This is a genomic window from Streptomyces sp. NPDC104367 (genome assembly GCF_055583825.1).
In genome coordinates this window covers 48308-70411 of sequence record NZ_JBVJND010000039.1, presented here as the reverse complement: position 1 = coordinate 70411, position 22104 = coordinate 48308, and the positions used below count along the sequence as shown (strand labels likewise).

At 71.2% G+C, this 22104-nt stretch carries 21 protein-coding genes; 10 read left to right on the top strand and 11 right to left on the bottom strand.

Annotated features, from left to right (window positions below; translation table 11 throughout):
• Positions 1 to 57: 57 nt before the first annotated feature.
• Positions 58 to 264: a DUF397 domain-containing protein gene (locus tag ACZ619_RS39270; protein WP_469609797.1), complete on the bottom strand. Its 207-nt coding sequence runs from the start codon at positions 262 to 264 to the stop codon at positions 58 to 60.
• On the bottom strand, positions 261 to 1097 hold the full coding sequence (locus tag ACZ619_RS39265; RefSeq protein ID WP_469609795.1) for a helix-turn-helix domain-containing protein: 837 nt from the start codon (positions 1095 to 1097) through the stop codon (positions 261 to 263). The genes ACZ619_RS39270 and ACZ619_RS39265 overlap by 4 nt, the downstream gene beginning before the upstream one ends.
• Before the next feature lie 159 nt (positions 1098 to 1256).
• Between ACZ619_RS39265 and ACZ619_RS39260 the strand changes: the two genes are divergently transcribed.
• A complete protein-coding gene (locus ACZ619_RS39260) occupies positions 1257 to 1682 on the top strand; it encodes an ATP-binding protein (RefSeq protein ID WP_469609792.1) in 426 nt (141 codons plus the stop codon).
• A 282-nt stretch (positions 1683 to 1964) separates the two neighbouring features.
• A complete protein-coding gene (locus tag ACZ619_RS39255; RefSeq protein WP_469609790.1) occupies positions 1965 to 2957 on the top strand; it encodes a helix-turn-helix domain-containing protein in 993 nt (330 codons plus the stop codon).
• 9 nt (positions 2958 to 2966) lie between these two features.
• Here ACZ619_RS39255 and ACZ619_RS39250 read toward each other — a convergent pair whose 3' ends face one another.
• Genes ACZ619_RS39250 through ACZ619_RS39240 form a run of 3 tightly spaced genes read right to left on the bottom strand, consistent with a single transcriptional unit; the run spans position 2967 to position 4518 of the window.
• Positions 2967 to 3341, bottom strand: coding sequence for a roadblock/LC7 domain-containing protein (locus ACZ619_RS39250; protein ID WP_469609788.1), 375 nt, complete (start codon positions 3339 to 3341; stop codon positions 2967 to 2969).
• 32 nt (positions 3342 to 3373) lie between these two features.
• On the bottom strand, positions 3374 to 4171 hold the full coding sequence (locus ACZ619_RS39245; protein WP_469609785.1) for a DUF4388 domain-containing protein: 798 nt from the start codon (positions 4169 to 4171) through the stop codon (positions 3374 to 3376).
• Positions 4168 to 4518 carry a hypothetical protein gene (locus ACZ619_RS39240; protein ID WP_469609783.1) on the bottom strand — a complete coding sequence of 117 codons (351 nt, stop codon included), beginning with the start codon at positions 4516 to 4518 and terminating at the stop codon, positions 4168 to 4170. The genes ACZ619_RS39245 and ACZ619_RS39240 overlap by 4 nt, the downstream gene beginning before the upstream one ends.
• Positions 4519 to 4680: 162 nt before the next feature.
• Between ACZ619_RS39240 and ACZ619_RS39235 the strand changes: the two genes are divergently transcribed.
• From ACZ619_RS39235 to ACZ619_RS39225, 3 genes are all read left to right on the top strand, one after another.
• The gene (locus ACZ619_RS39235) at positions 4681 to 5046 is read left to right on the top strand and encodes a hypothetical protein (protein WP_469609781.1); all 366 of its coding nucleotides are present in this window, start codon (positions 4681 to 4683) and stop codon (positions 5044 to 5046) included.
• A gap of 115 nt (positions 5047 to 5161) precedes the next feature.
• A complete protein-coding gene (hemB, locus tag ACZ619_RS39230) occupies positions 5162 to 6154 on the top strand; it encodes a porphobilinogen synthase (RefSeq protein WP_469609778.1) in 993 nt (330 codons plus the stop codon).
• A gap of 120 nt (positions 6155 to 6274) precedes the next feature.
• Positions 6275 to 7177 carry an SAM-dependent methyltransferase gene (locus ACZ619_RS39225; protein ID WP_469609776.1) on the top strand — a complete coding sequence of 301 codons (903 nt, stop codon included), beginning with the start codon at positions 6275 to 6277 and terminating at the stop codon, positions 7175 to 7177.
• Here the strand turns inward: ACZ619_RS39225 and ACZ619_RS39220 are convergent.
• The gene (locus ACZ619_RS39220; protein WP_469609774.1) at positions 7150 to 7344 is read right to left on the bottom strand and encodes a hypothetical protein; all 195 of its coding nucleotides are present in this window, start codon (positions 7342 to 7344) and stop codon (positions 7150 to 7152) included. The two genes, ACZ619_RS39225 and ACZ619_RS39220, sit on opposite strands and share 28 nt — an antisense overlap.
• Positions 7345 to 7709: 365 nt before the next feature.
• Between ACZ619_RS39220 and ACZ619_RS39215 the strand changes: the two genes are divergently transcribed.
• Positions 7710 to 8903: an aminotransferase-like domain-containing protein gene (locus tag ACZ619_RS39215; protein WP_469609772.1), complete on the top strand. Its 1194-nt coding sequence runs from the start codon at positions 7710 to 7712 to the stop codon at positions 8901 to 8903.
• An 87-nt stretch (positions 8904 to 8990) separates the two neighbouring features.
• Here the strand turns inward: ACZ619_RS39215 and ACZ619_RS39210 are convergent, their stop codons facing one another.
• Positions 8991 to 9764 carry a DUF4253 domain-containing protein gene (locus tag ACZ619_RS39210; protein WP_469609769.1) on the bottom strand — a complete coding sequence of 258 codons (774 nt, stop codon included), beginning with the start codon at positions 9762 to 9764 and terminating at the stop codon, positions 8991 to 8993.
• A 179-nt stretch (positions 9765 to 9943) separates the two neighbouring features.
• Here ACZ619_RS39210 and ACZ619_RS39205 point away from each other — a divergent pair, with 179 nt between their 5' ends.
• Both ACZ619_RS39205 and ACZ619_RS39200 read left to right on the top strand, forming a co-directional pair.
• Positions 9944 to 11866 (top strand): P-loop ATPase, Sll1717 family, encoded by a 1923-nt coding sequence (locus tag ACZ619_RS39205; protein ID WP_469609766.1) that lies wholly within the window; start codon positions 9944 to 9946, stop codon positions 11864 to 11866.
• A gap of 25 nt (positions 11867 to 11891) precedes the next feature.
• Positions 11892 to 13559 carry a serine/threonine-protein kinase gene (locus tag ACZ619_RS39200; protein ID WP_469609763.1) on the top strand — a complete coding sequence of 556 codons (1668 nt, stop codon included), beginning with the start codon at positions 11892 to 11894 and terminating at the stop codon, positions 13557 to 13559.
• Between the two features lie 16 nt (positions 13560 to 13575).
• Here the strand turns inward: ACZ619_RS39200 and argS are convergent, their stop codons facing one another.
• Entirely contained in the window at positions 13576 to 15333 is a 1758-nt protein-coding gene (gene argS / locus ACZ619_RS39195; protein WP_469609760.1) for an arginine--tRNA ligase, read from the bottom strand.
• Between the two features lie 202 nt (positions 15334 to 15535).
• Here argS and lysS point away from each other — a divergent pair, with 202 nt between their 5' ends.
• Positions 15536 to 17290, top strand: a complete 1755-nt coding sequence (lysS, locus tag ACZ619_RS39190) for a lysine--tRNA ligase (protein WP_469609757.1) — start codon at positions 15536 to 15538, stop codon at positions 17288 to 17290.
• 81 nt (positions 17291 to 17371) lie between these two features.
• On the opposite strand, the gene ACZ619_RS39185 is transcribed toward lysS, so the two are convergent.
• The 3 genes from ACZ619_RS39185 to ACZ619_RS39175 form a co-directional block, all read right to left on the bottom strand.
• The gene (locus ACZ619_RS39185) at positions 17372 to 18676 is read right to left on the bottom strand and encodes a DUF2637 domain-containing protein (protein ID WP_469609754.1); all 1305 of its coding nucleotides are present in this window, start codon (positions 18674 to 18676) and stop codon (positions 17372 to 17374) included.
• 99 nt (positions 18677 to 18775) lie between these two features.
• Complete coding sequence (locus ACZ619_RS39180; protein ID WP_469609751.1) at positions 18776 to 19684, bottom strand: DUF3558 family protein; 909 nt, start codon at positions 19682 to 19684, stop codon at positions 18776 to 18778.
• A 117-nt stretch (positions 19685 to 19801) separates the two neighbouring features.
• Positions 19802 to 20689 carry a DUF3558 domain-containing protein gene (locus ACZ619_RS39175; RefSeq protein ID WP_469609749.1) on the bottom strand — a complete coding sequence of 296 codons (888 nt, stop codon included), beginning with the start codon at positions 20687 to 20689 and terminating at the stop codon, positions 19802 to 19804.
• Between the two features lie 216 nt (positions 20690 to 20905).
• Here ACZ619_RS39175 and ACZ619_RS39170 point away from each other — a divergent pair, with 216 nt between their 5' ends.
• Positions 20906 to 22099, top strand: coding sequence for an RtcB family protein (locus tag ACZ619_RS39170; RefSeq protein WP_469609747.1), 1194 nt, complete (start codon positions 20906 to 20908; stop codon positions 22097 to 22099).
• Positions 22100 to 22104 lie beyond the last annotated feature (5 nt).

Here is a 22104-nt window from a genome sequence, read left to right as displayed (position 1 = left end):
CGAGCCGTATGTGGCCCGTCCCCCTGAAGCGGGGTGCGGGCCACACGCGTTCACGCGTCAGTGGTCGGACGCGTACGGCAGGAAGGCCGTCCAGGTGGCGGGGGTGAGGGTGAGGCGTGGGCCGACGGGGTTTTTTGAGTCGCGGACGAGGATGGAGTCGGGTACCGCGGCGACCTCGACGCAGGAGGGGGTGTCCGCGCCGCTGTAGCTGCTCTTTATCCACCCGAGCGATGTTCCGTCCCCGGACGTGGGCTTGAAGCTCATGGGTCTCCCAGCATGTTCTCGACGAAGGCCAGCGACTCTTGGGGGTTGAGAGCCTGGGACCGGATGGTGCCATAGCGGATGTCGAGGATCTGAACGAGTTTCGCCTCGGCGATCGAACGGCTGATGAGCTGAACCTCGTTGTATCCCACGGTGGTGCCGTCCTTGAGCCTGAGCACACGGAACGGACCGTCCACCCCGGCGTTCCCCTCACGTTCCAGGGGCATGACCTGAAGGCTGACGTTCCGCAACCGGCCCAGCTGCAAGAGGCGTTCGAGTTGGCTGCGCATGACCATCCTGCCCCCGTAGGGGCGCCTCAGCGTCGACTCGCACTGAACGAAGCTGAAGACCGGCAGTGCGGCGGGGCCGCCGATGATCGCCTGACGCGCCATGCGCGCGGCTACCCGCTGCTCCAGCTCATCCTCCGTGAACGGCGGCCGCCGGGAGTCGAAGACGGCGCGTGCGTATTCCGGGGTCTGCAACAGCCCGTCGATGACGGAGTTGTTGTAGGAGCAGATCTCGACCGCGTCCGCCTCCAGGCGCTTCACGTCCCGCACCTTCTTCGGGTACCGGGCCTCCGCCAGGTCCTCCTTCAGTGCCGCGATCCTGCCGCCCGCCGACAGGACCTGATCCGCGCGGTCCAGGTACTCGGGGCGGGGAATCCGCCGCCCCCGCTCCACGGAGGACACCTGTTCCTCGCCGTACCCGATCGCCGCCCCGAACTCGGCCTGGGTGAGGCCGGCGGACTCTCGCCACAGCTTCAACTGCCGTTGGACGGTCCGCATCACGGCCCCGGCTTCCTCGTCCTCCTCCGGCCCCGCATCCCACTCGTTCACGTCCGCAGTCCTCCCGCCGCGCTCTTTCCGGTCCAACCCCGCCGCCGGTCCACGGTCACCCGGTACAGCCCGGACGGAACCGGATGCCCCACGGACAGACCCCGTCCGCACGGGTGACCTTCCTTCACAAGTTACGCACGCGTGGACACGCTGAGTCACGTGAATCAGCAAACCGTGCGCCCCCCTCTCCACCATTTCTCGGTCCCCCTCTCCGCCACCCGGCGCGGTGCTCGTCTCGCCCGGCTGCTCGCGGTGGAGCGACTGGACCACTGGGGGCTGCCCCTGGATCCGGCCCGGCTCGTGGTCGCCGAACTCGCCGCCAACGCCGCCCTGCACGGCCGAGTGTCCGGGCGGAGCTTCCGTCTCTCCCTGTCCGTCACGGCGACCGGGACGCTGCGCGTCGAGATCACGGACACCCGGGGAGATCGCCTGCCCGCACCGGGTCGGGCGGGCCGGGAGGAGCCCGCCGAGTCCGGCTACGGGCTGCTGCTCGTGGCGGAGCTGGCGGACCGCTGGGGCGTGCGGACCGGGCCGCCGCCGTGCAAGACCGTGTGGGCGGAGCTCGATCCCGCGCCCCGCCGGTGAGCGCGGTGCCGGAGCCCGGCGAGGGGTTCTCCGGTCAGGCGCGGTCCGGGGACGCGGGCGGTAAAAGACCAAAGAACCCGGGGAAAAAACCTACCCAACCAACCAAACCTCGCGCATGTCACACGGGCGGGTGAAACCGGCTGGTTCGGCTGGCGCTCCGGCGGGCCGGGCGGGCACTCTCACCTCAGGCAACACCCACAACTTGACGCATAGTTCGGCCCCCGCCGGGAGCGCAATCCCAGTGCGAGGGCCTGACCAACGAGGAAGAACGGAACTTCCCTTATGGCTGAGAAGAAGCCTATCCCCGCGCCGCGCCCGAATCACGGCATTCGGCCGACGACCACCCACTCCGGTGTCACCCACGTACGTGCGTACCACTCGGGCCAGTACGTCCTCGTGGGCAATCACCTCGCCCAGCACCGCGAGTTGTCGCTGACCGCGATCGGACTCGGCACGCACATCCTGTCGCTGCCGGAGGGCGCCCCGGTCGACATCCGCAGCCTCAGCGACCAGTTCCCCGAGGGGCGCGCCCGGATCGCCGCCGCGCTCAGGGAGTTGGAGGCGCACGGCTACCTGGAGCGGGTCCGGGAGCGCGCCGAGTCGGGGAAGCTGTTCACGCGGACGTACGCGCATCACACCCCCGGCGGGGGATGCGCGGCCCGTGGCAGGGCGCGAGGTGCTGGGGCAGCGCGCCTCTCGGTGGCCGACCGACAGCCACCTCAGGAGGACGACCAAGCCGCCGTCCTGCCGGTGGGCGACGACACGCGCACCACGCCCGTCGTCACCGAACCCGAGCCGCCCGCGATGTCGGAAGAACGGGCCTCCGCCGCGATCGTTCCGCCCGTGGCGGAAGCCCGCCCCGATGCCCACCCCGGCGCACGCCACGAGAAAGCCGTCGCCCTCCTCGCCTCGCTGCGCCGCGGCGACGACCGGCTCACGCTCTCCCGGCGGGACGTGGACCGGCTCGCCCCCGGTGTCACCGCCTGGCTCGACCGTGGCGTCGCGGCGGCCCTCGTACACCGCGCGCTGACCGCCGATCTCCCCGCGGACATGCGAAGCCCGGCCGGTGTGCTCGACTACCGCCTCCGTGAACTGCTGCCCATGCCCATGCCGGCAGCCCCCGCACCGCGTGCGGTACCGGCGGACGTCGGGCCGGGCCGTCGCCGCCCTCATCCCTTCCAGGACTGCGACGGCTGCGAACGTCCCTTCCGCGCTCCGGAACCCGGCCGCTGCCGCGACTGTCGGGATGACCGACCCGCCGCCCACGCGGCCTGACCCGGGTGCCTACTGGGGCGCGTCGTTGTCCAGGATCTTCTTCAGGTCCGCGACGACCGTGGGCATCTCCCGGTCGAAGGCCAGGCCGTCGAGGCCCTCGTCGGTGATGACGGCGAGGAGGGCCCGGCCGCCGACGGCGGTGATGACGACATGGCCGGCGCTGCACTGGGCGGTCATCTGGCGCAGTGCGCCGGTCGCCCCCTGTTCGGCGAGGCGGTTGCCGAGGGAGAGGGTGGCGGAGGCCAGGGCCGCCATGGACTCGGGGTGCGTCTTGTCCGCGTCGTGGGCCACCACCAGGCCGTCGACGGTGGCGAGGATGGTCTCGCAGACGCCCATCACCCGGTCACGCAACGAGACGAGTATGTCCTGCACGGGGTCGCTCATGGTGGCTACTTCCTGTCGTGCTCGTGGTGCGGTCAGCGCTTACGGCGAGGGAGGGGGGTCGCTGCGGGGTGCTGTGGTGTTGCCGTCGAGGGGCCGGGCGAGGTGCGCAGGGCCGTGCTGGGGCGGGCGGTGAGGGGAGCGGACGGGGGCTGGAGGAAGCCCTGGGCCATCAGGTCGCGGAGGTCCAGCATCACGGCGAACAGGCCGCGGCCCAGGGCGAACGCGATGTCCCGGGGGGTCCGGCGGCCGTCGGTCGCGGTCAGGACCGTGCGGTGCCGGGTGGAGAGCCGGGCGGTCTGCCGCGGGTCACGGGCGGCGGAGGCCGGTTCCAGGCGGTCGCGGGCGAACCGGGCCGTGGCACCGTGTTCGTTCGCCAGCAGCCGCATACGGCGGGTGTTCTCGGTGACCAGACGGGCCGGCGGTACGGCGGCGCCGGTGTGGAGGTAGGGCTGGGGATCCGTCACCTCCCAGCCGTCCGGGCTGGTCAGGGCCAGTGCGAAGGCCGCGTCGAACAGGGCCGACTGGCCGATGATCTCCAGTTCCGCGGCGCCCAGCAGGCCCTCGGCGACGAGGTGCAGGGCCAGCCGGGCGGGGTCGGTGCCGGTGGCACGGGCGGCGGTCCAGTCGCTCTCGGCGATCCGGTCCGACTTGAGGAGGAGGACCTCGACGCCCGGGGCGCCGGCGGTCTCCACCGCCACGACCATGCCCTCGTGGAGGTGGATGACGCCGCCGGGGCCGGCCGAGACCCGCACGGCACAGGAGCGCCGCTCGGCGTGCAGGCCGGCCAGCAGGGCGGGGACGTTGCGGGTGGCGGGTGTCTCCTGGGTCATGCGAGCAGTCGGCCCGTGTGCTCGGCCAGGTCGCGCAGCGCCCAGGTGATGTTCGTACGGTGCCGGTCCACCAGGGCGAAGAGCAGCAGCGGATCGCCCTGGCGCTCGACCCGGGTCGTCACATGGTGGTGGGAGGACGTGGTGATGACGATGGCCTCCAACTCGCCCTCGAAACCTGCCTGGTTGAGGCGGGTCGCCACCAGGTGGGCGGTCTCCTGGGCGTCCTGTGCCGGTCGCGGGTCGCCCTGTTCGGCGTGGGAGAGCCCTGTCACACCGTCCAGGAGAGCCGCGGCGGTCACACCGGGCGTCCTGGCGACCCCGTCCAGGACGGTGTCGAGCGAAGCCATGGGTTCCCCCTCCTGACGTTCGTTGTCACAGTAGTTTATTTGCCAACTGTTGCAACACTGGCCAAAGATGACATTTATCCGGACTCGGAGAGGTCGAGAAGCAACCTCATCGGAACCACCCGCGTCCGAGTCGACCCACGTAACGAAATCGAGGGCACCAGCGTGAACATCGAGACAGCGCTCAAGGAAGCCATGAGCATCGACGGGGCCCTCGGAGTCGCCCTCGTCGACTACGAAAGCGGCATGTCCCTCGGCGTGCTGGGCGGCGGCCCGCACCTCGACCTGGAGCTGGCCGCGGCCGGCAACACCGAGGTCGTGCGGGCCAAGCAGCGCACCCTGAAGTCCATAGGCATCGACGACGAGATCGAGGACATCCTGATCACGCTCGGCGGTCAGTACCACCTGATCCGTCCCCTCACCAAGGCCGGCGGCTCGCTCTTCCTCTACCTCGCCCTCGACCGCGGCCGCAGCAACCTCGCCCTGGCCCGGCACAGCCTCAAGCGGCTGGAGAGCGACCTGGAGGTCTGACCTCCGCCACCCCCGGTGACCCGGTCCGGCGCGCGGTGCGGGCCGGACCGGGCCCGCCGGGGCACCGACGCGCAGTCGGCAAGCGCGCCCTGGTGACGGGCGTAGCGTAGGGAGCATGACGAAGTACGGCTCCTTCCCCGGAACGCGGCCGCGCCGGCTGCGGACCACCCCCGTCATGCGGCGCATGGTCGCCGAGACCCGGCTGCATCCCGCGGACTTCATCCTCCCGGCGTTCGTCCGCGAGGGCGTCGGCGAACCGGTGCCGATCGCCGCCATGCCCGGCGTCGTGCAGCACACCCGGGACAGCCTGAAGAAGGCCGCCGCGGAGGCCGTCGAGGCCGGCATCTCCGGGATCATGCTGTTCGGCGTGCCGGAGGAGGGCAAGAAGGACGCGCTCGGCACCCCCGGCACCGACCCCGACGGGATCCTCCAGGTCGCGCTGCGGGACGTGCGCGCCGAGGTCGGCGACGAACTGCTCGTGATGTCCGACCTCTGCCTCGACGAGACGACCGACCACGGGCACTGCGGGGTGCTGGACGCCGAGGGCCGGGTCGACAACGACGCGACCCTGGAGCGGTACGCCGAGATGGCCCAGGTGCAGGCCGACGCGGGCGCCCATGTCGTCGGGCCCAGCGGGATGATGGACGGGCAGATCGGCGTCGTCCGCGACGCGCTCGACCAGATCGGGCGGGAGGACGTGGCGATCCTCGCCTACACCGCGAAGTACGCCTCCGCGTTCTACGGGCCGTTCCGGGAGGCCGTCGGATCGTCCCTCAAGGGGGACCGCAAGACCTACCAGCAGGACCCCGCCAACGTCCGGGAGTCGCTGCGGGAACTGGCCCTGGACCTGGCGGAGGGGGCCGACATGGTGATGGTCAAGCCGGCCGGGCCCTACCTCGACATCCTCGCCCGCGTCGCCGACTCCGTGGACGTGCCGGTCGCCGCGTACCAGATCTCCGGCGAGTACTCGATGATCGAGGCCGCCGCCGAGAAGGGCTGGATCGACCGGGACCGGGCCGTCCTCGAATCCCTGACCGGCATCAAGCGCGCCGGCGCGCAGAACATCCTCACCTACTGGGCGGTGGAAGCCGCGCGCATGCTGGGCTGACGTCGCCACCGTCGGGGCACGATCAAGTCGGTTTCCGCGTTAGGTTGTTGAACAGCGGTAGTTGATCGTCTGTGCGCGGTCCGCACCGTTCGCCTTTCGCCGACCGTCCAGGAGACGCCCATGTCCGGTGACGCCCTCAGCCAGGATCCCGCCGAGCTGAGAAGGAGGATCGACAGCAGCAAGGCGCACCCGGCCCGGGTCTACGACGTCTTCCTCGGCGGCAAGGACAACTACCCGGTCGACCGGGCCGCGGCCGCCGCCGCGCTCGCCGCCAACCCGCGCGGCTACCTCGACGTACGCCACAACCGCGACTTCATGCGCCGCGCCGTGACCCGGCTGGCCGGGCGGGACGGCATCCGCCAGTTCCTCGACATCGGCACCGGCCTGCCCACCGCGGAGAACGTCCACCAGATCGCCCAGCGGATCGTCCCCGACTCCCGGGTCGTCTACGTCGACAACGACCCGGTCGTCCTCGCCCACGCCCGCGCCCTGCTCACCAGCGGGCCCGAGGGTCGCACCGACTACATCGACGCCGACTTCAAGAACCCGGCTCAGATCCTCGAACAGGCCGCCAAGACGCTGGACTTCGACCAGCCGATCGCCCTGTGCCTGGTGGCGATCCTGCACTTCGTGGAGGACGAGGAGGCGTACCCGATCGTGCGCGAACTCCTCGGCGCCCTGCCGTCGGGCAGCCGGCTGGTCCTCAGCCACCTCACCGAGGACCTCAACCCCGACAACATCCGCGCGGTGCAGCGGACCTACACCGAGCGCGGCTTCACCTTCGTGCTGCGCTCCCAGGCCGAGGTCGAGCGCTTCTTCACGGAGAACGACCTGGCGCTGACCGACCCGGGCGTGGTCCCCGCGCACCACTGGCACGCCGACAACGCGGCCCCGGTGCCCGAGCAGCCGGAGGCCTCCTTCCTGGAGTCCCTCGACGACATCGAGAAGGTCCGGTACGCCGACATCAACGACGTCACCGACGCCGACATCAACGTCTACGCGGGCGTCGGCGGCAAGGCCTGAGCGACCGCGGGCCGGACGGGTGAGGCGGCGGACGGGCCCTCGTCCCGTACGCCCTCACCGTCCCGGCACCCGGTGAGGACGGCCGCGGCGACCAGCGCCAGGAGGGCCGCCGCCAGGAGACGGCGGCGGCCGACGGCGGCCGGGACGGGCCGGGGTGCGACGGGCATACGAGGGCTCCCTTCTGTGACCGTGGCTGCTACTGCTGCCGCCGCTTTGGCCACTGCTGTGGCTGCGGGGACCGAGCGGGCCGCGGACGGCGGTGATCCCGGTCGGTGCGGTGCCCAGCCTGCGGCCCGGTCCGCCCGGAGCGCCAGAGCCGGCTGGGGATTCGGGACGCCCCATCCCGTTCCACCGACCTGACCTGCGCGGATTCCGTCCCGTGGGACGCCGGTCCGGGACGCCGGTCCGGGACGTCGGGGCGCCCGGGGAGGGGGTTCCGGGCCGTCCTGTCCGTATCGCGAAATGACGAGTGTAGACGGCACGTACCTCTCTAGGCTCCCCTCCAGACGAGGATCAGTCCAAGGAGCCGTCCATGACCGTCACCGAAGCCCCCGCCCCCCTGCCGCCGCTCGCGGCCCGCGCCCGCGCCGTCGGCGGCTCGCCCGTGCGGGAGATCCTCGCGGTCACCGCACGCCCCGAGGTGATCAACTTCGCGGGCGGGCTGCCGGCCCCCGAACTCTTCGACCGGGAGGGCATCGCGGCCGCCTTCCGGACGGTCCTGGAGGAGTCGCCGCAGCGGGCGCTCCAGTACTCGACCACCGAGGGCGAGCCCGCGCTGCGCACCGGACTGGCCGCCCGCCTGTCCGCGCAGGGCCTGCCCACCGAGGCCGACGACCTCCTGATCACCACCGGCTCCCAGCAGGCGCTCTCCCTGCTGGCGAGCGCGCTGGTCGACCCCGGCGACACCGTCCTCGTCGAGAGCCCCTGCTACCTCGCGGCGCTCCAGGTGTTCGGGCTCGCCGGGGCCCGGGTGCTGCCCGTGCCCGGCGACGAGGACGGCGTCGACCCGGCCGCCCTGGCGGAGCTGATCCGCACCGAGCGGCCCAAACTCCTCTACCTCGTCCCCACCTTCCAGAACCCCACCGGCCGCACCATGCCCGCCGCCCGCCGCGCCGCCCTCGCCACCGCCGCCGCCCGGCACGGCCTGTGGCTCGTCGAGGACGACCCCTACGGCGAACTGCGCTACGACGGCGAGCGCGCCCCCTGGATCGCGTCCTTCCCCGGCGCCGAGGACCGCACGGTCCTGCTCGGCTCCTTCTCCAAGGTCATGGCCCCCGGCCTGCGCATCGGCTGGCTCCGCGCCCCGGCCGGGCTGCGCCGCGCCTGCGCGGTGGCCAAGCAGGCGGCCGACCTGCACACCCCGACCGTCAACCAGCTGGCCGCGGCCCGCTACCTGGACGTCCTGGACGGGCATGTCGCCAAGGTCCGCGCGGTGTACGGCGAACGCCGGGACGCCATGCTCGCCGGACTCGCCGACGCCCTCCCGGCCGGCTCCACCTGGAGCCGGCCCGAGGGCGGCATGTTCCTCTGGGCCCGGCTCCCCGAGCCGTACGACACCACCGCCCTGCTCAGGCGGGCGGTGGAGCACCTGGTCGCCTACGTCCCCGGCGAGCCCTTCTACGCCGCCGACCCCGACCGCTCCACCCTGCGCCTGTGCTTCGTGACGCAGACGCCGGAGGAGATCGGGGAGGGGCTGCGGAGGCTGGCCAAGGGGCTGGGCGGCTGAGCGGTCCGCCGGTCCCGCGGCTCGTTCACCGCGGGCCGGCGGGGGCTGGTCGCGCGGTTCCCCCGGCCCCTCGGGGCGCCGGCCGGATCAGTCCCACCAGAAGTGCCACAGCCGCTCGCCGACCAGCCGCTCGGCGTACGACGCGAGGGTGTCGTCGTCGCCGGGCAGCACGGTGTACGGGGAGAACGCGAGGTGCTCGGCGGCGACCGCCTCCGCCTCGTCCGGGCCGGCGGGCGGGGCGGCGACCGAGACGGCGAGGTGGTCGAAGCCGAGCGCCACCAGCCGGGCGCCGAAGCGGTCCTCCCAGGAGCGCAGCACCGCGCACAGCCGGGCGACGTCCTCCTCGTAGTTCACCGGGCCGCTCCAGCCGATGGCCGCGGGTATGTCCGCGCTGCGGCGGGCCGGCACCAGTGCCAGGTGCGGCTCCTTCAGCCAGGGGCGGCCCCGGCTGAGCGCGTCGGCGACATCGGCGGCCCGCGCGTCGGGATCGGCGACCAGCACGGGGGCGGCGGCCAGCCCCGGCCACTCCTCGCCCTCCGACAGCTCCTCCTCCCAGTACTCCTCCAGCACCTCGTCGGCGTCGTGGTCCCCGGGGTACGACGTCTCACCGGGCGCGAGCTCCCAGTCGTCCACCTCGGCCACGTCGATGAGCACCGGGAGCAGGCCGGCGCGGCCGGCCGGCGCGCCCAGCGCGGTCCACGTCCCGGGGCCGGCGGGCTGACCGGCGTACCACAGCAGCGGCTGGTGCCACGGGCCGTCGAGCGTGTCGTCGAGCAGTGTCCCGGGCGGGAGTTGGAGCCCCAGCGAACGGCCGCTCGGGTCGGTCGCCAGCCTGGGCAGCGGGTTGGGAAGAGTCGCCATGGCAGTGAACTGTAAGGGCCGCCACCGACAACGCCGGACGCGGGACGATCCTGGTCGCGGCGCTCGCCGACGAGTGGGGGTGGAGGGCCGGACACTGGGCAGGGTGGTGTGGGCCGAGTTCGGGTGACGGACGGCCGGTCCCCGATACCGTGGAGGTCTGGACGACCCAGGGGGACGAGATGGCCGACCAGCCTGTGCTCGCGCGACTGCACTTCGGGCGCGAGGACGCCGAACGAGATGTGACCGACGGGCTGCTGCTGCGCGGCGGCTTTCTGCCGAACGCCGCGTACCGGGCCGCGCTCGGCGGCCGCAAGATGCTGATCATCGGGCGCAAGGGGTCCGGGAAGAGCGCCATCTGCATGCGGTTGATGGCGGACACCGGGCACGGCGGCGGGAAGGTACTGGTCACGCCCGACGAGGCCGCGGGGGAGGAGATCCGGCGGTTCGAGCTGCAGGGGCTGCCGGGGGACTCGGCCAAGGCGCTGATCTGGCGGTACGTGTTCGCCGTACACGCGGCCAGACACCTGGTGACCCACGCCGGGCCGGGCCACGGCAAGCGGCCCGACCCGGTGAAGGCGCTGGAGCGCTTCCTGAAACAGAACGGCGAGGCGCCGGACGGTGACGGGCGTCTGGTGGAGCGGCTCGCACAGGGGGCGCGAGGTCTGCAGGGTTCGCTCTCGCTGGAGGCGTTCGGGGTCAAGGCGAGCCTGGATCTCGCCCAGTCGCCCTCCGAAGGGGCCAGGGCGGCACGGCAGTTGGAGATCGTCGAGCGGGGCGTCGTGCGCGCCTTCGCCGACCTGGGGTGCGACGGCGTCGTGCATCCCCCGGTGCTGCTCATGGTCGACCAGCTGGAACAGGTCTGGTCGGCCGAGCCGGACGCCAACTCGATGGTCGTCGGGCTGCTGCTGGCGGCCAAGCACGCGGCGGGCCTGTACGGGCGTTCCGTGAGGTTTCTGCTGTTCCTGCGCGCGGACATCTACGACTCGTTGTCCTTCGGCGAGGGGGACAAGTTCCACGGGGACGAGCTGAGGATCGCCTGGACGGAACAGGCGCTGCGGGATCTCGCGCTGGCCCGGGCCCGGGCCTCCGTCGGCCCCGGGCTGACAGAGGAGCAGCTCTGGGCGGAGCTGTTCCCCCGGACGGTGGGCGGGGAGGAGATCACGGCCCATCTCTTCGGACGCTGTCTGCCCCGCCCCCGTGACGCCATCCAGTTCCTCAACAGCTGCGTGGAGAAGGCCTGGCTGGAGCAGGAGCGGGAGCGGATCACCGAGAACGACGTAGTGCAGGCGGGCCGGCAGTTCTCGCAGTGGAAGCTCCAGGACCTGGTCTCGGAGTACCTGGTCGCGCACCCTTTCCTGCGCACCCTCTTCCCGCTCTTCCAGAACACCGGTTACGTGATCACCCGCGCCGCGCTCACCCACCGCTTCGAGGCGGCGGTCGCCACCCTCCACCACGACTTCCCCACGTACGCCAACACGCTGACCCCCTCCGGAGTCGTCGACGTGCTCCACGGCGTCGGCTTCCTCGGGGTGCGGCGCGGCAACGACGTGGTGTACGCGTATGACGACGGCCTGCCGATCCAGCCGCACGAGACGGAGTTCCAGATCCACCCCTGCTTCCGGGTGGCCCTCGGCGCGACCCGAGCCTTCGACCTGCACCGCTACGAGCCTCAGCTCGTGTACACCCGCATCGCTTCGGGCACGCTCAGCGCCGCGGCCCAGGGCGGTTCCTCCCTCAACCGCGACGACCGGCTTCTCATGCAGCTCATCCGCTCCTGCCACTCGATTATCGCCCAGGTGGGGCGGGCGGTGGGGGTGACGCGGGACGTGCGGGACGAGATCACGGTCCAGATCGACCGCATCATGCACGAGGCCGGCTGCATCCCGCCCGGAGCCGCTGCCTCGGTGGGCGTGGACGTGGACGATTACCTTCTGTCCACCGCCCACTACTTCACCACCCTCGCCGCCCAGCTCAGGGCCGGCGGGATGGCGGAGTCCACCGGTATCGGGGACGTCGTCGGCCGCGTCGAGGAGGAGGCCCGACGCCTGCGCCGCTCGGCAGGCGGTTCGTACGGCGGCTCGGGAAGCTCGGCGGGCTACTGAACGCGCGTGACGGGGGAGACAAAGGATGCTGAACGAACTGCTCGCCGACCGGTTTCGCATCACGAAACCACTGGGTGCCGGCGGCATGGGGCAGGTCTGGGCCGCCCAGGACGAGCGGATGCGGCGCACGGTGGCGGTGAAGATCGTGCACCCGCAGTACGGCATGGAGGAGGCCGAGACACAGGCCAGGTTCGAGCGCGAAGTGCAGTCGGCGGCGCGCCTGGCCCACCAGAACATCGTCACCGTCCACGACTGGGGTGAGGTAGGGCTGGCCGACGGCCGCAGAACCCTCTACCTCGTGATGGAACTCGTCCCCGGGATCTCCCTGCACACGCGGCTCAAGGAGCCCCCGCCGCCGCCGTGGCCACAGGCCGTCGGCTGGGCCATGCAGATCGCGCAGGCGCTGGACGCCGCGCACGGTCAAGGGGTGGTCCACCGGGACGTCAAGCCCGCGAACGTGCTGCTCACCCCCGAGGGCACCGTGAAGGTTCTGGATTTCGGGGTGGCCAAGTTCATGGGCGAGACGATCAGCGCCCGGCCGTTCACCGTGACCGGTGTCCCGATCGGTTCACCGATGTACATGTCTCCGGAACAGGCCGAAGGCGCACGGCGGATCGATCACCGAAGCGATCTCTACTCGCTGGGCTGTCTCCTCTACCACGCGGTGACCGGCCGGCCGCCGTTCGTCAGCGATGTCCAATGGGCCGTACTCCGCATGCAGATGGAGGAGACCCCGGCGGCGCCGGCCTCCCGCGTGAGGGATCTTCCGGCCGCCCTGAACGACCTGATCATGAGCCTGCTCGCCAAGCGTCCCGAGGACCGGCCGCAGGACGCGGTCGCCGTCAACGAGGCCCTGAGCACGGTGCTGATCGACCAGGCGGCGCTGCCGCACAGCGACGTCCTGAGGTTCGCACACGCGGGGCACGCCCATGCCGTCGCCGAGAAGGTGCTTCGCGCCGCCCGCGAGGAGGCCGACCGCCTGCTGACCGCCGCGTCCCGGCAGGCCCGGGAGATGACCGAGGAGGCCGGTCGCGCCGCCGCCCTGAAGGCCAGGACGATCGTCGACGACGCGTTGGCCCAAGCCGCGGCGATCACCGAAGCCGCGGCTGCGGACGCGGCCCGGAGGCGGCACGAGCCGTACGGGCAGCACACGCAGCAGGCCGGCCCGGCCGTGGTCATGGACCAGGAAAGGACCGATGCCGCAGACCTCGCGCAGGAAGCCGGAAGGCCGCCGGCGCAGACCGCCACCGGGCAGGCGGCGGAACAGGACAAGCCGTTCAGCGGGTTCGACCTGGTCCGGCGGGGATACGACCGCGAGCAGGTGGACCGGAGGATCGACAGTCTCATGAAGGTCCGTGACCAGACGCGGATCGTGCTCACCCAGATGGAAGCGGCGATCGAGCAGCTGATCTCGACGGCGCCGGGTGCGCGAGGCACCGGGAGGGTCGGGCGGCGTCGGCCGGCGGACATCATCGCCGACGCGTACCGGAACGCCCTGAAGGAGCGTTCCGGCCGCGTCGACGACATCCAACCGACGTCCTACGGCTTCGAGTTGGTGCGACGGGGTTACGACCGCGAGCAGGTGGACGAGCACCTGGCCGGACTGACGGCCGACTTGGACGACATCCAGACCCGCGTCTCGGCGTTGGACGGCCTCATCCAGCAGCTCAAGCAGGGGCGTGTCCCAGGATGAGCCCGATGCGGGCGTGTCAGAGCCGGCCGGGTGTCCGGATGCCCAGGAGGGACATGCCCTGGTGGAGGGTGCGGGCCGTCAGGTCGCACAGGAACAGGCGGTTCTCCACCTGGGCCGGGGTGTCGGCCTTCAGGACCGGGCACTTGTCGTAGAACGACGTGTACAGCGACGCCAGCTGGTACAGGTACGCGGCCAGCTTGTGCGGGGCGTACTCCGCCGCCGCCTCGAAGACCGTGTCCCCGAACGCGTCCAGGTGCAGGCCCAGCGCCCGCTCCGCCGCGTGCAGCTCCAGCTCCGGGTGCGCGAGGGGCCGTACGTCTCCCGCCTTGCGGAGGATCGACCGGATCCGGGCGTACGCGTACTGGAGGTAGACGGAGGTGTCGCCGTTCAGCGAGACCATCTGGTCCAGGTCGAACTTGTAGTCCCGGTTGGCGGAGGTCGACAGGTCGGCGTACTTCACCGCGCCGATGCCGACCTGCTGCGCCCGCTCCTGGATCTCGTCCTCGCTGAGGTCCTGCGCCTTCTCCCGGACGACCTGGGCGGCCCGCTGCACCGCCTCGTCCAGCAGGTCCTCCAGCCGTACGGTCTCACCCGCACGCGTCTTGAACGGCTTGCCGTCCGCCCCCAGCACCGTGCCGTAGCCCATGTTGTGCGCGGTGACGTCACCGGTGAGCCAGCCGGCCCGCCGGGCCGCCTCGAAGACCATCTTGAAGTGCAGGGACTGCCGCACGTCCACGACGTAGATCAGGGACGTGGCACGCAGGTCCGCGACCCGGTCGCGGATCGCCGTCAGGTCGGAGGCCGCGTAGCCGAAGCCGCCGTCGGCCTTCTGCACGATCAGCGGGACCGGCTGGTCGTCCTTGCCCCGGATGTCGTCGAAGAAGACCACGAGCGCGCCCTCGGAACGGACCGCGACGCCCATCTCCTCCAGCAGCCGGGCCGTCTCCGGCATGCCGTCGTTGTACGCCGACTCGCCGACGATCTCGTCGTCCCGGATCTCCATGTCCAGCTTCTCGAAGACCGAGTAGAAGTAGACCTTCGACTCGTCCACGAACCGCTGCCACAGCTCCAGCGTCTCCTTGTCGCCGGACTGGAGGGCGACCACCCGCTTGCGGGCCCGCTCCTTGAACCCCTCGTCCGTGTCGAAGACCGCCCGGGACGCCTTGTAGACCCGGTTCAGGTTCGACATGGCCTGCTCGCCGTCCGTGTCGGTCTCCGCGGACAGCTCGTCCGGGTTCTCGATCAGGTACTGGATGAGCATGCCGAACTGGGTGCCCCAGTCGCCGATGTGGTGCCGGCCGATCGTCCGCTCGCCGGTGAAGTCCAGCATGCCGCGCAGGGCGTCGCCGATCACCGCGGAGCGCAGGTGGCCGACGTGCATCTCCTTGGCCACGTTCGGCTGCGCGTAGTCGATGACCGTGACACCCGGGTCCGCCTTCGGCGGCACGCCGAGACGGTCGCCGTCGGCGTAGCGCGCGGCCAGGTTCCCGGTGATCGCCCGGTCCGCGACCGTGATGTTGAGGAAGCCGGGGCCGGAGACCTCGACCTCCTGGATCAGGTCCGCGCCGGTGGTGATCCGCGAGACGACCTGCGTCGCCAGCTCCCGCGGGTTGGCCTTGGCCTTCTTGGCGAGCGCGAGGATGCCGTTCGCCTGGTAGTCCGCCCGGTCGCTGCGTCGCAGCAGCGGGTCCGCATCCGCCTCCGGCAGGGTCGCCGAGAGAGCGTTCGCGAGGCGCTGGTGGACGAGATCGGTGAGCGACGTGACCGGGGCCATGGGGTGGAAGCCGTTCTCCTCGTGGGTCGGATGGGCACAGCCAGTATCCCATGGGGGGTAAAGCGGTTTTCTCGGCCGCGCGCCCCTGACCTGAGCTTGAAACCTTCTTTGGAAAGCCGTTTTCGTGGATGCGGCGGTGCCTGGGACAATGGGGCGGTCAGCCGTGCGACCGTACCGGCTGCCCCATGCCAGAAAGAAGGACGTGCCGATCGTGGCTCAGAGCACCGAGACCACCGACTGGGTCTCCCGTTTCGCGGATGAGGTCATCGAGGAGTCGGAGCGTCGGGCCCCGGGCAAACCGGTCGTCGTCGCGTCCGGGCTCTCCCCGTCCGGCCCGATCCACCTCGGCAACCTGCGCGAGGTCATGACCCCGCACCTGGTCGCGGACGAGGTCCGGCGCCGCGGCCACCAGGTCCGGCACCTGATCTCCTGGGACGACTACGACCGCTACCGCAAGGTGCCGGCCGGGGTCGCCGGCGTCGACGGGACCTGGGCCGAGCACATCGGCAAGCCGCTGACCTCCGTGCCCGCCCCGGAGGGCTCCGCGCACCCGAACTGGGCCGAGCACTTCAAGGCCGCGATGGTCGAGTCGCTGGCCGAGCTCGGCGTGGAGTTCGACGGGATCAGCCAGACCGCGCAGTACACCTCCGGCGTGTACCGCGAGCAGGTCCTGCACGCCATGAAGCACCGCGGCGACATCGACGCGATCCTCGCCCAGTACCGGACCAAGCCGAAGACCGGCAAGAAGCCCCATCAGAAGGCCGTCGACGAGGCCGAGCTGGAGGCCGAGCTGGAGGCCGAGGAGGGCTCCGGCGCGGCCGGCGAGGACGACGGCTCCTCCGGCTCCGCCGGGTACTTCCCGTACAAGCCGTACTGCGGCGGCTGCGGCAAGGACCTCACCACCGTCACCGGCTACGACGACGACACCACCGAGCTGGCCTACACCTGCGCCGACTGCGGCTTCGCGGAGACCGTCCGGCTCAGCGAGTTCAACCGCGGCAAGCTGGTCTGGAAGGTCGACTGGCCGATGCGCTGGGCCTACGAGGGCGTCGTCTTCGAGCCCAGCGGCGTCGACCACTCCTCGCCGGGCTCCAGCTTCCAGGTCGGCGGCCAGATCGTCGGCATCTTCGGCGGCGAGCAGCCCATCGGCCCCATGTACGCCTTCGTCGGCATCAGCGGCATGGCCAAGATGTCCTCGTCCCGGGGCGGGGTGCCCACCCCGGCCGACGCGCTGAAGATCATGGAGCCGCAGATCCTGCGCTGGCTGTACGCCCGGCGCCGGCCCAACCAGTCCTTCAAGATCGCCTTCGACCAGGAGATCCAGCGCCTGTACGACGAGTGGGACAAGCTCGACACCAAGGTCGCCGAGGGTTCCGCGCTGCCCGGCGACGTCGCCGCGCACTCCCGCGCGGTCGGCACGGCCGGCGGTGAGCTGCCGCGCACCGCGCGACCGCTGCCGTACCGCACGCTCGCCTCCGTCGCCGACATCACCGCCGGCCACGAGGACCAGGCGCTGCGGATCCTCAGCGAGCTGGACCCGGCCCACCCGCTGGGCTCGGTCGACGAGGCCCGGCCGCGCTACGACAAGGCCGAGGCCTGGATCAACACCCAGGTACCGGCCGACCAGCGCACGATCGTCCGCGACGAGCCGGACGCCGAGCTGCTCAAGTCCCTCGACGAGGCGTCCCAGCAGTCGCTGCGGCTCCTGCTCGACGGACTCGCCGAGCACTGGTCGCTCGACGGCCTGACCCACCTCGTGTACGGCGTGCCCAAGGTGCAGGCCGGGTTCCCCGCCGACGCGACGGCCAAGGAGCTGCCGCCGGAGATCAAGACCGCCCAGCGCTCGTTCTTCGCGCTGCTCTACCACCTGCTGGTGAGCCGCGACACCGGCCCCCGCCTGCCCACCCTGCTGCTCGCCGTCGGCCAGGACCGGGTCCGGCGGCTGCTCGGCGAGTAGCGGCAGCGGACCGCGGCACGGAGAGAAACAGAGAAGGGGCCCTCCTCGGCGGAGGGCCCCTTCTGCCGTCTTCGCTCGCTGCTACGCGATGTGGTCGTCCGTCAGTTCCGCCGTGTGGCGGTTGGTGAAGCGGTTGACCATGCGCTCCGCCTCACGCTGCGCGAGCAGGGTGCCGAAGGTCGCCTCCACGTCCCCCCTGAACTGGCCGGAACTCGGGTAACCGCCGTCTATCGACTTCTTGAAGACCAGGTAGAAGTCCTCCTCGGTCGGCTCCGGCGGGCCGCCGCCCTCGCCCAGCTCGCGGGTGCGCCCCGGGCCGGAGGGGATGGGGAAGCTGCCGGTGGTCTCCGAGGGGGACTCCTCGGGCAGCGGTTCCTCCTGCGGGGGCTGCTGCTGGTACTGCCGGTACTGCTCCTCCTCGTACCGCTGCTGCTCCGCGTACCAGGCGGCGAGCTGCTCGTCGGTGTACTGCGGCTCGAAGGGCGGCTCGTAGTCGGGGTCGTAACCGCCGCTGTACTCGATCTGCTGCGGATCCCGGGCGTGCAGCCAGAGGTTGATCTCCGGATCGGGTGCGGCCGCCGGCCCGGGGACCAGCTGCGGCCGCTGCTCGGCGGGCGCAGCCGCCCGCTGCGCGACCGGCGCCGCCTCGGCGGCCTGGACCGCCTGCACCGCCGGTGCGGCCTGGACCGCCTGCACGGGCTGTACGACGGGGAGCGCCGGCAGCTCTATGCCGGCCGCCGCCAGTCCCTCCGGGGCCGTGTCCGCCAGCGGGACGCCGTACCGTGCCAGCCGCAGCGGCATCAGCGACTCCACCGGAGCCTTCCGGCGCCAGGCGCGGCCGAACCGGGAGCGGAGTCTCGCCTGGTAGACGAGACGTTCCTGTTCCAGCTTGATGACCTGGTCGTAGGAGCGCAGCTCCCACAGCTTCATCCGGCGCCACAGCAGGAACGTGGGCACGGGGGAGAGCAGCCAGCGGGTCAGGCGCACCCCCTCCATGTGCTTGTCCGCCGTGATGTCGGCGATCCGCCCGATCGCGTGCCGGGCCGCCTCCACCGAGACCACGAACAGGATCGGGATCACCGCGTGCATGCCCACACCCAGCGGGTCCGGCCACGCCGCCGCGCCGTTGAACGCGATCGTCGCGATCGTCAGCAGCCACGCCGTCTGGCGCAGCAGCGGGAAGGGGATCCGGATCCAGGTCAGCAGCAGATCCAGGGCGAGCAGGACGCAGATACCCGCGTCGATGCCGATCGGGAAGACGTACGAGAAGTTCCCGAAGCCCTTCTTGATGGCCAGCTCACGGACGGCCGCGTACGAACCGGCGAAGCCGATACCGGCGATGATCATCGCGCCGGAAACGACCACACCGATGAGAATGCGGTGCATCCGAGTCAGCTGTATTGGCGCGGCCACCCGTACTCCCCTCCCCTTGCGTGTTGTTGCGCGCAACAGGGTGGCACATCAGTGCGGCCTACGCGCGGCCGGTCAGCTCTTCGCGGCCGACGACTTGGTGGACGAGGCGGACGCGCTCGGCGACGCGGACGCCGACTTCGAGGGCGTCGCCGCAGGTGAACTCGGCGTCGAGGCCGCTCCGTCGACCGCCGCGACCGCCGCCACGGCCTCCTTGACGGCCTTCTCCGCGGCCTTCGTGAGGGTGTCCGCGTCCGGCGTCTTCCCGCCCGCGAGACCCGCGCCGTTGTAGTCGAGGGTGACGACCACGTTCGCGACCCGCGCCACGACCGTCTGCTGCTTGAAGGAGCCTTCCTTCTTCTTCAGGTCGTAGCGCACCGCGGTGGCCTGGTCACCGGCCCCGCTCACCGGCTCCGACTTGGTGTTCTTGGCACCGGTCACCGACTGCGCGTCCTGCACCTGACTCGCGTAGTACGACTCGGCCTGCTTGTCGCCGGAACCACGGCTGCTGTCCGAGTCGAACCGCAGCAGCGAGATGTTGAGCCAGCGGAACTCCGAGCCCTTCACCCCGTTGTTGGACAGGCTGCTCCACGAGCAACTGCCCCGCGTGGCCACGTCGTCGGACGAGCCCTCCTTGCCCGACTTCGCGCCCTTGGGCACCAGCTCGGTGAGCGTCTTCTTCGACACCGCCGCGCACGGCTCGGGCAGCTTCGCGTACTTCGCCGCCTGCACGGTCGCCGACGGCGCCGCCGAACTGCTGGGCGCGGTGGCCGGGTTGGAGGAGGAGGAGCCGCCGCCCGTCCCCTGCGCGTCACTGTCCGAGCCGGAGGAGCAGGCCGCCGCGAACAGCGCGACGGCGGGGACGGCGGCCGCGCAGACGAGGCCGCGGCGCAGACGCCCTGCCCGTCGCTGTGCGTTCCGTTCGCTCCGGGCGCGCTGGTCGTCTCGCTGGACTGCTACTCGCTGCATGGTTCCTTCACTCATACGTTCGGGGTTCCTGCGGTCGGATCGGGTCCGAGGGGCCACCGTACGCGGTGAGGGAGCTGTGCGGTTCCGGTTCGCGTGCTTTGCGGACGGGGTGGAGAGGGGGTGCGCGGAGCCTCAGCCGTTGAGGGCCTCGGCCAGTTGGGCGGCCAGATTCCGCGCCCTGTCCTGCATTTCCTTGCTGTCCGGGACCGTTCCGGTGGCCATCGGCTGCTCCTCGTACTCGATGGTCACCACGACGTTGGACGTGCGGAACACCACAGTCACCGTCCGCTGCTCGGCCGTCGAACCCGAGCCGCTCAGCTGGTCGTCGAGGTACGCCTCGTCACCCAGGTCGGTCAGGGCGCGGGGCTGGAGGTCGGCCGGGGTGGTGGAGGGCGAGGCGGAGGCGTCGGCCGCGTCCGAGGACGACGCGGACGACTTCGCCGACGAAGACGACTTCGCCGACGAGGACGACGCGGGGGCGGACGCCGACGAGGAGGGCGACGCCGAACCCGACGCCGATCCGGACGGTGACTGCGACGCCGCGTCCGACTCCGTCGCGCTCGGGGGAGCGGACTCGGGGATGTCGGCAGCCGTCTCCAGCCGTGTGTAGATCGTCTGCGCCTCGGTGGCGTCGCTGACCGCGTTGTCGTACGACACCACGCGCTCGAAGTCGACGAAGAGCCGGTCCGTGGCGTCGGCGGACTCGACCTTCCAGCGGCAGCCGACCTTGCGGTCCGTGTCGTAGGTGAGCGTGGCCGTGCCCGCGTAGGCCTTGCGGCGCTGCTCCTCGTCGCTGATCTGGGCGATGCCCGGCAGCAGGGAGTCCAGGGTGCTCTGGCCGACCGCGCCGCAGGCCTCGGGGAGGGTGCGGTACTTGCCGGGCTGGGCGGCGACCGTGGAGGTGCCGGTGTCCGCGTTCTTGTCGCTGGTGTCGCCCCCGCCGCCGGAACCGCTCGTGCAGCCGGCCAGCAGGGCCGCGAGAAGGGCGGCGGTGCCGGTTACGTACGCCTTCCGCTGCACGGTCAGCTTCCTTCCGTTCACTGGGTCGCTCGGTCCTGCTCCACTGTCCCCGCTGGTTATTCGCTTGCCGCGGCGGGGAGCCCCCTGGAGACAATGTGTATCGCACGCACTGCTGTGAACGCCGGTCCCGTGTCTGATTTCGGAATCCTTGGCATCGCATTTGCGTTCTGAACCATTGACTCTTTTTGTCATATTTCACGGGGGAACGAGGACGTCATGTCGTACGTGGAGATACCGGGCGCGAAGGTACCGATCCGGATGTGGACCGACCCGGCGACGGTCGAGGACGGGGCGCTCCAGCAACTGCGCAACGTCGCGACCCTGCCGTGGATCAAGGGCCTCGCGGTCATGCCGGACGTCCACTACGGCAAGGGGGCGACGGTCGGCTCGGTCATCGCCCTGCACGGCGCGGTCTGCCCGGCGGCGGTCGGCGTCGACATCGGCTGCGGGATGTCCGCGGTGAGGACGTCCCTGACGGCGAACGACCTGCCCGGCGACCTGTCCCGCCTGCGCTCCAGGATCGAACAGGCGATTCCGGTGGGCCGGGGCATGCATGCGGACCCGGTCGAACCGGGCGACTTCCACGGCCTGGCCACGGCCGGCTGGGGGGAGTTCTGGGGGCGGTTCGACGGGGTGGCGGACGCGGTGAAGTTCCGCGAGGGACGGGCGCACCAGCAGATGGGGACGCTCGGTGCAGGCAATCATTTTATTGAAGTATGTATTGATACGTCCGATTCGGTCTGGCTCATGCTGCACTCCGGTTCCCGGAACATCGGCAAGGAACTCGCCGAGCACCACATCGGCGTGGCCCAGAAGCTCCCGCACAACCAGGGCCTGGTCGACCGGGACCTCGCGGTCTTCGTCGCGGACACCCCCCAGATGGCGGCGTACCGCAACGACCTGTTCTGGGCGCAGGAGTACGCGAAGCACAACCGCACGCTGATGATGGCGCTCCTGAAGGACGTGATCCGCAAGGAGTTCAGGAAGGCGAAGCCGCTCTTCGAGCCGGAGATCTCCTGCCACCACAACTACGTGGCGGAGGAGCGGTACGAGGGGATGGACCTGCTCGTGACCCGCAAGGGCGCGATCCGGGCCGGCTCCGGTGACTACGGCATCATCCCGGGCTCCATGGGCACGGGCTCGTACATCGTGAAGGGGCTCGGGAACGAGCTGGCCTTCAACTCCGCCTCGCACGGAGCCGGCCGGCGCATGAGCCGCAACGCCGCCAAGCGGCGCTTCTCGACGAAGGACCTGGAGGAGCAGACCCGGGGCGTGGAGTGCCGCAAGGACTCCGGTGTCGTGGACGAGATCCCGGGCGCGTACAAGCCGATCGACCAGGTCATCGACCAGCAGCGGGACCTGGTGGAGGTCGTGGCGAAGCTCAGGCAGGTCGTCTGCGTGAAGGGCTGACCTCG